Origin of the sequence: Rhodoplanes roseus (assembly GCF_003258865.1) — a bacterium.
In the GTDB taxonomy this organism is placed as follows: domain Bacteria; phylum Pseudomonadota; class Alphaproteobacteria; order Rhizobiales; family Xanthobacteraceae; genus Rhodoplanes; species Rhodoplanes roseus.
In genome coordinates, this window is sequence record NZ_NPEX01000514.1 from 1 (window position 1) to 2,147 (window position 2,147).

The 2,147-nt window shown below is 74.7% G+C and carries 1 protein-coding gene and 1 pseudogene; both read left to right on the plus strand.

Going from position 1 to position 2,147, the window contains the following annotated elements; all coding sequences use genetic code 11:
• A partial coding sequence (locus CH341_RS30830; RefSeq protein ID WP_111423435.1) for a TAXI family TRAP transporter solute-binding subunit occupies positions 1 to 1,107 on the plus strand: 1,107 nt, incomplete at its 5' end.
• Positions 1,108 to 1,149: 42 nt separating this feature from the next.
• Positions 1,150 to 2,147 (plus strand): annotated as a pseudogene (locus CH341_RS30835) (hypothetical protein); the annotation flags it as partial.

The following is a 2,147-nucleotide window of genomic DNA, read 5'->3' on the forward strand; positions in this document are numbered from 1 at the left end:
GAGGCCCCTTCGGATACGGCCGCGCCGCGCGCCCGCGTGCCGCTGCGCCGGCCCGCCGCCGCCACGCCCGAGCCGGCGCTCGGCGCCATGGTCGAGCGCGCCAATGCCAACACCATCTCGATCGTGGCCGGCGGCGTCGACAGCACGGCGCTCACGATCGCCTCGGATCTGTCCGCCGCCCTCGACGACGGCGACGCGTTCCGTATCTTGCCGATCGCCGGCAAGGGCGGCGGACAGAACATTCGCGACGTGCGCTTCCTGAAAGGCGTCGATCTCGGCATCGTCCCGGCCAATCTGCTCGGGCAGGTGCAGCGCTCCACCGAGATCGGCCGGCTCGACGACAAGATCAGCTACCTGGCGAAGCTGTTCAACGAGGAGATGCACGTCCTGGTGCGCGCCGACGCGGCCTTCGGCGGCGTCGCCGATCTGGCCGGCAAGACCGTGAATGTCGGCGCCGCCGGCTCAGCCACCCAGCTCACGGCCCGCGACGTGCTCGACAAGCTCGGCATCGCCGTCACCGAGGTCAATCTCGGCCCGGCCGATGCGCTGGAGAAGCTGCGCAGCGGCGAGATCGCCGCGACCGTGCTGGTCTCCGGAAAGCCGGCGCCGGCGGTCTCGCACCTCGCCGGCGGGGCGTTCCGGCTGCTGCCGCTCCCCTACGCCAAGCCGCTGCACGCCGACTATCTGCCGGCGACGCTCACGGCGACCGATTATCCGGGACTGGTCGGAACGGGCAGCGCGGTCGAGACGGTCGCGGTCGGCACCGTGCTGTTCGCCCATGTCTGGCCGAAAGGGTCGGGACGCTATCGGCGGATCGAGCGCTTCGTCGAGCGCTTCTTCCCGCGGCTGGCGGAGCTGCAGAAGCCGCCGCGGCACCCGAAATGGCTCGAGACCAGTCTCAGCGCGACCGTGCCGGGCTGGACCCGGTTTCCGGCCGCCGAGGAGTGGCTGCGCAAGAATGCGCCGCCGCCGCAGATCTCGCGCGAGCAGTTCGAACGGTTTCTCGCCAGCCGCCGCGTCGCCTCGGACGAGGCCGCGACGCCGGCCGATCGCGAGAGGCTGTTCCAGGAGTTCCTGCGCTGGAACGAGACGCGCGAGCGCCGCTGAGCGCCCGTCGTCCCGGATCCGCGCCGTGAGTGGAGGCCCGTGATGAGTGCTCCGATCGAGGACGACGGTTTCGGCTCACCGCTCCGCTATGCGCCGCCCTGGGCACGCCGGGCCGCGCCGGACACTGCTGGTGATCCAGAGCGGGCCCCGGCGTTGTCGCCGGCCGCCGACGAGCCGGCGCCCGGGTCGCCCGAGGCGACCGCCGAGGAGCGTCTGATCGGCAGCGTGGTGTTCGGCGATCCGGTGCGGCCGGAGCCTCGCGACGACGAGCTCGCCGCGCCCCGGGCGGTTCCGCACACCGCAGAGCCGCCGCAGGCCGTCTCCGAACCCGCGGCCGAGCCGCCCACCGATCTTGGACCCGATCCTCGATCCGACCCTGGATCCGACCCTGGAGCCGAGCCGGCTGCCGGGACGCCGGCGGTGCGCTCGGCGGCGCGGCTTCCCGCGACGCTGCTCCGGGCGCCTCGCGGCGAGCCGCCCCGGATCGACGATTCGCCCGCCATGGTGCCGTCGCCGGGCGATCCCGGCGGGTTCGGCTGGCTGCGCCCGCGGCCGTTCGAGGGCGACGTGGCGATGCAGGAGCTCACCCGGCGGCTGGCACTCGATCCGCACGGCGTGCCGGAGCCGCCGCGGCCCGAGCGGCTGCGCGTGCCGTGGCGCGGCGCCGCCTTCCTGGCGGCCCTGAGCGGGGCGGCCGCAGCCGTGGCGCTCGCCCTGGTGCTGGTGCTGTTCCCGAATGCCGGGTCCATCCCGCGCGGCGAGGCCGGGTCCGGCCCCGTGCTGGCCAGCGCAAAGTCGGATCGCGCCCTGATGGCCGGGCTGGAGCGTGCCGCCCCGGTGCGGCTGGTGCTGGTCGAGCTGCGTCGCGCCACCCGCGGCGAGGAGGTGGCGCTGGGCGTCACGCTCACGCGCGGCCTGGGGGAGGGGACGCTCGCCGTCTCCGGCCTCGTGCCCGGCAGCCGGCTGAGCGTCGGAATGCCGTCCGGCCCGGACGGCTGGCGCGTGCCGCTCGGCGAGCTCGGTCGCGCCGCCGTGGTGCC